This is a genomic window from Corynebacterium sp. HMSC078A10, from assembly GCF_001811565.1.
In the GTDB taxonomy this organism is placed as follows: Bacteria; Actinomycetota; Actinomycetes; order Mycobacteriales; family Mycobacteriaceae; genus Corynebacterium; species Corynebacterium hesseae.
Window position 1 is genome coordinate 1 of record NZ_KV805200.1, and the last position, 4,731, is coordinate 4,731.

Annotated in this window: 6 protein-coding genes and 2 pseudogenes; 2 read left to right on the plus strand and 6 right to left on the minus strand. The window is 56.7% G+C overall.

Translation table 11 applies throughout. The features are described 5' to 3' along the window. Nucleotides 1-358: 358 nt before the first annotated feature. From HMPREF2808_RS05695 to HMPREF2808_RS05705, 3 genes are read right to left on the minus strand one after another with little or no spacing between them, the layout of a single operon-like run. On the minus strand, nt 359-889 hold the full coding sequence (locus HMPREF2808_RS05695; protein WP_011116988.1) for a DnaB-like helicase N-terminal domain-containing protein: 531 nt from the start codon (nt 887-889) through the stop codon (nt 359-361). A 25-nt stretch (nt 890-914) separates the two neighbouring features. Continuing rightward, complete coding sequence (locus HMPREF2808_RS05700) at nt 915-1,343, minus strand: hypothetical protein (RefSeq protein WP_011116989.1); 429 nt, start codon at nt 1,341-1,343, stop codon at nt 915-917. A 23-nt stretch (nt 1,344-1,366) separates the two neighbouring features. Beyond that, nucleotides 1,367-1,993 carry a ParA family protein gene (locus HMPREF2808_RS05705; protein ID WP_011116990.1) on the minus strand — a complete coding sequence of 209 codons (627 nt, stop codon included), beginning with the start codon at nt 1,991-1,993 and terminating at the stop codon, nt 1,367-1,369. Between the two features lie 227 nt (nt 1,994-2,220). Between HMPREF2808_RS05705 and HMPREF2808_RS05710 the strand changes: the two are divergent. Both HMPREF2808_RS05710 and HMPREF2808_RS12990 read left to right on the plus strand, forming a co-directional pair. Continuing rightward, nucleotides 2,221-2,469 (plus strand): annotated as a pseudogene (locus HMPREF2808_RS05710) (chloramphenicol efflux MFS transporter); the annotation flags it as partial. Next, a pseudogene (locus HMPREF2808_RS12990) lies at nt 2,469-2,567 on the plus strand (IS481 family transposase); the annotation flags it as partial. The pseudogenes HMPREF2808_RS05710 and HMPREF2808_RS12990, both read left to right, overlap by 1 nt. Before the next feature lie 105 nt (nt 2,568-2,672). Here the strand turns inward: HMPREF2808_RS12990 and HMPREF2808_RS05715 are convergent. From HMPREF2808_RS05715 to HMPREF2808_RS05725, 3 genes are all read right to left on the minus strand, one after another. After that, entirely contained in the window at nt 2,673-3,509 is an 837-nt protein-coding gene (locus HMPREF2808_RS05715; protein WP_000480968.1) for an aminoglycoside O-phosphotransferase APH(6)-Id, read from the minus strand. Beyond that, entirely contained in the window at nt 3,509-4,312 is an 804-nt protein-coding gene (gene aph(3'')-Ib / locus HMPREF2808_RS05720) for an aminoglycoside O-phosphotransferase APH(3'')-Ib (RefSeq protein ID WP_001082319.1), read from the minus strand. The genes HMPREF2808_RS05715 and aph(3'')-Ib overlap by 1 nt, the downstream gene beginning before the upstream one ends. A 65-nt stretch (nt 4,313-4,377) precedes the next feature. Beyond that, the coding region (locus HMPREF2808_RS05725; RefSeq protein WP_141752001.1) for a recombinase family protein at nt 4,378-4,731 on the minus strand (354 nt) is incomplete at its 5' end.

The following is a 4,731-nucleotide window of genomic DNA, read 5'->3' on the forward strand; positions in this document are numbered from 1 at the left end:
CTCCGGCACGTAGTGCCTGCGCCCGCCTGTGGTGGAGGTCAAGAAAGCGTGGAATAAATAGCGAAAAGCGCCCCGGATTCGGGGCGCGCGGGAGCGGTTTATGCCGCGAAAGTTCTTGACCGTAGCCACAGGCGGGTTAAGCTGCCGAAGGCGGAGATGAAAGCGTATCTGCCGAAACGGACACTGGTTGCGGCGTGTGGCTGTGTGGCTGGTCTTTCACGGTGGTGTTGGGGGTTGTTTTCCACGGGAGTTGCGCTCGGGTGCGCGGTGGGGTGGTCAGGCCATGATTGAAGGTCGTGGAAATTCCCGCAGCGAAGCGAGGAAATTGGAGCGAAGGCCACCGTGGGGTGGGTGTGGTTTAGTGGCGCTCTTGCGGGGTGTCTTTGTGATTGCGGTAGTAGCGGTCTTTAATGCGGCGTTGTTTTTTACCTTCTTTTACTAGCAGTGGGTAGAGGTCTTTTTCTGGTGCGGTGTGCGCCTGGCGGTTAAGGCGTTCGACCATGTGGCGGTATTGGCGGCGATACGAGTTGGAGGCTACGGCTTCGGCGTAGTCGGTTATTTTCGGCGGTATGTGCTCTAGGTTGGTGAGCATGGTGATAAGTCCGTCGATGTTATCGGTGAGTATGCCGGATTGGTCGCCTTCGGCGTGTAGGGCTGTGCGCACGCTGGCGGGGTCGTAGGGTCTGCCGCTTTTGAGTTGTTGGCTGATGGTGGCAAAGATTGCGGCGTAGTCGGTGGAGTAGAAGTCGGCGGGGGTGAGTGTTTGTGTCAGGTTTACCGCTTGGGTGGTGTCGCGGTTCCAGAGCAGGGCTGCGATAAGTAGCGCTTCGGGGTCTTCGCGCGGGTCGTTGTCTGCGCGGTCGGCGATGTGGGGAGTCTCGTGGGACATGGTGGCTCCTTGGTGTCGCGGGTGGTTATCCTTCCCAGCCGGTTTGTTGAGCCCAGGAGGAGATGAGCTGGTCGGCGATGGAGGCTCCATACTTGCTGCGGATTTTTTGCATGGCCTTCAGGGTGTCTTTGGGGATGTAGACGGTGGTGGTGCGGGTGAGCTCGTCGGTGTTGTAGGTCGCGTCTGCGGGCTGGTAGTCCGCGCCGTGGTCGGTGATTAGTTCCCAGGCTTCTAGAAGTTGGCGGTAGATAGGGGTGCTGGTTTCTGCCCAGTTTCTGCGTAGTTCTTTGTAGATGGAGTAGGGCAGGTTGACGGTGGTGCGGTGGGGCTTTTCTTTCTTGGTGGCCTTTGTGACCTTGGTGGTATTAAGTCCGGTGTCTTTGGTGAGGGTGGGTTTTCCTTGGGCGTCGGTTTGCTTCTTTTTCGGGCGTGCCAGTCCTGGGGTGTCGTTCATGGTTGCTCCTTTTTAAGGTGTGGTTAGTTGGTGATTTGGGCGATGATTTTGTCAAAGATTGCGGGATAGCCGTGTAGTTCTTTGGCGCTGTTGCGGGGCCAGTGTCCGAATTGGCGGTCGAAGTAGGCGCGGGATTCTACGCCGGGCCAAATGACTGGGATTCCTTCGTCTTCAAGGACTTTCCGGGCGCGGTCGGCAGTGCTTTTGCGCTTGTCCCAGATGGTGGGCAGTACGGCGTAGTGTTTGCCTTCTGGAATGACGTCGATGATTTTCCAGGTTTGTGCCATATCCGTGTGGGTGCCGGTGGTGGGAATGACGACGAAGTCTGAGTTTTCGATGATGAGTTCAGACATGCTGTGATTGCTGGGTGGGCCGTCGATGATGACAAGGTCGTCGCTGTATTTTTTTACCTTGCGCGCGAGGATTCCTCGGTTGACGGCTTCGACTTCGACGTCAACGTGGGGGGCGTTGGGGTTTTCTTCGAAGGCGTCGTTGGCGTATTCGATCCATTCGGAGGCGGTGCCTTGTTCGGCGTCGGCGTCGAGGACGTGGACGGTGTATCCACGGTAGGCGGCGACGGCGGCGAGGTTGATTGCGCTGGTGGTTTTTCCGGTTCCGCCTTTGGCGTTGAGGCAGGAAATTACGGGCATGGCTGCTCCTTTTAGGTGTCGAGTGTTGTGTTCTCAAAGTGTCCTTTGAGCTGTGGGTTTCATATTAGCATATGTTCTGCCATATGTTAAGCCATATGCTTAAACATATGTCTTGGCATATGTTTAATTGGGAGCTTTGATTTTACGTCTCACGTGGGAGTTTGTTGCTTTTTTCGGCTACGTTTTCTACGATCAATCGTGTCGAGTGTTTAACTGATTCCTTTCGGTTATTCCGACGTCTCGGGGATGCCCGAGACAAGCTCCCGGGGATGCCTGGGAGCTTTTTTATGTCCAAAGCAACCGCAGCATTGAATATCGGAGCTGCAGCGGGGCCCGTGCTTGGTGCGCTCGGGCTCGCGACCGGGCTGGGGCTGCTCGCGCCGGTTTGGGTCGCTTCGGTGCTGACAGCGATCGCTCTCGTCATCATGCTTCTCACCAGACGCGCGCTTACGAAGACCGCGGCGGAGGCCAATTGATGACCCATCCGAACGCTCTTCTCACTCCTCGTGCCCGTCTCCGGTTAGCTCGGCTGATTGTCGAAGACGGCTATCCGGCCACGATCGCCGCAAAGATGGGGTCGTTTGCGGGAGAGGGCGAAATCCTACGCTAAGGCTTTGGCCAACGATATTCTCCGGTAAGATTGATGTGTTCCCAGGGGATAGGAGAAGTCGCTTGATATCTAGTATGACGTCTGTCGCACCTGCTTGATCGCGGCCGCGATAGCTAGATCGCGTTGCTCCTCTTCTCCATCCGCGTTCCAAGCTGCGGAAAGGCACCCATAAGCGTACGCCTGGTCGAGCAGGCGACGCGGATCGACGTCCAGCGCACGAGAGAATGCGTCCGCCATCTGTGCAATGCGTCTAGGATCGAGACAAAGGTCGTCTCTGTCAGCCGGATCGTAGAACATATTGGCGGCGCCAAAGCCCACTTCACCGACCAGACCGACGGGATCTATCACCAGCCAGCCGCGACTGGAGAACATGATGTTTTCATGATGCAGATCGCCATGTAGCCCACGCAGTTCCGAGGCATTGCTCATCATTTGATCGGCTATAATCGCCGCGTGGACGTAGTCAGTTTGACAACCTGCGTTTTGATCATCGCGCGCCCGCTGAAACAAAGCTGCAAAGCGATCCCGGATCGGGAGAAGGGCAGAAGGCAGGGGTTCCTCAGATGCGGCATACAGCTTCGCCATTAGTTCCGCTGCAATTTCGGTCGCCTGGTAGTCGCCGTGCTCGGCAACGATGTGAGAGAGCATTCGCTCCCCGGCATATTCGAGCAACATCAGATTGTTCTCACGACCGAGCAACCGGACTGCTCCCCTCCCATTGCGCCATACCAGATAGTCGGCCCCGCGCAGTTCATCAGCAATGTCTTCTATAGGTTTCAATCCCTTGACGATTGCAGGAGTCCCGTCTGGCAATGAAACTTTCCAAACGAGGCTGGAAAAGGTGTCCGCAATGAGAACAGGTTGCGAAACGTGCCAATGAGCAGGAAAAACAGGCGGCATGAACATCAACCCCAAGTCAGAGGGTCCAATCGCAGATAGAAGGCAAGGCGTTCGCGGTCGGGGGCTTCGATCCCCAATACATTGAATAGGACAGCGAAGGCGCGCTCTGCTTCATCTGGCGCTGCCCAGTTCTCTTCGGCGTTAGCAATCATGAGTGCCAAATCGGCATAGCGATCTGCTGTTCCGAGCCGCCCAAGGTCGATCAGACCCGTGCATTGAAGAGTTTTAGGGTCCACCATGAAGTTCGGCATGCAGGGATCACCATGGCAAACAACCATATCGGTGCGCTCTTGGTCGAGCCGCACCGGTAGCTCTCGTTCGACACGAGCCAAAAGATCGAGCTGCGGCGTACTCTTGTCCTCGTCCGGTAAGAAGTCGGGATTGACGGCATTGCGGGACACCACATCAACGGCGCGTCCGAACATTCGCGACAGCCTGCGCTCAAACGGACATTGATCAACCGATAGGCTGTGAACAGCGCCAAGTTGCTGCCCCATTGACGGCCACGCTTTGAGCAAATCCGCTCCAGACAGATCAGCCGCCGGTACTCCCGGAATTGCCGTTATCACCAAGCATGCACCCTCCTGTTCCTCCTGCCAGTTGATCACCTCGGGGCAAGCCACACCTCGACCTTTGAGCCAAATGAGGCGGTCACGCTCTCCAGCGAGCTCACCGCGGCGGGAAGCAGGTGCGATTTTCGCGAAGGCATGCCCGTCACCACGTCGAAAAACAAAATCACCAGATTCTCCGCCTCTGACAGGCAACCAGTCAGAATGCGATTCACCAAAAAAAATATTAGTTCGATTCAATGGAGGTTCCTTCAGTTTTCTGATGAAGCGCGGAGGTGGCTCAACCTGCGAAAAGAAACGAGTTGCTACGTAAGTCCGAGAACATGCTTTCCATGGTCTCTGAGCTCGCCTTTGGGACCGACATATCGGTAGAGAGTGACGCGCTCGATGCCGAGTTCCTTGCAGAGATCGGAAACTGAAGTATCGCGCTGGGCCATGGCGGCTTGCGCGAGACGCACCTGAGCTTTGGTGAGCGCGAATTTTCGTCCGCCCTTGCGACCGCGCGCTCTCGCGGAGGCGAGACCCGCCATGGTGCGCTCTCGGATCAGATCCCGCTCGAACTCGGCCAAGGTGGCGAAGATTCCGAACACCATGCGACCGGACGCAGTCGTGGTGTCGATCTGAGCGGGCACTGTTGCAAAGTTAGCGATGAGGCAGCC

Bases quoted from the DNA above. Each gene is read 5' to 3' on its own strand.
- HMPREF2808_RS05700 (WP_011116989.1), bottom strand. From the start codon at position 1,343: ATGAACGACACCCCAGGACTGGCACGCCCGAAAAAGAAGCAAACCGAC.
- HMPREF2808_RS05715 (WP_000480968.1), bottom strand. From the start codon at position 3,509: ATGTTCATGCCGCCTGTTTTTCCTGCTCATTGGCACGTTTCGCAACCT.
- HMPREF2808_RS05695 (WP_011116988.1), bottom strand. From the start codon at position 889: ATGTCCCACGAGACTCCCCACATCGCCGACCGCGCAGACAACGACCCG.
- HMPREF2808_RS05705 (WP_011116990.1), bottom strand. From the start codon at position 1,993: ATGCCCGTAATTTCCTGCCTCAACGCCAAAGGCGGAACCGGAAAAACC.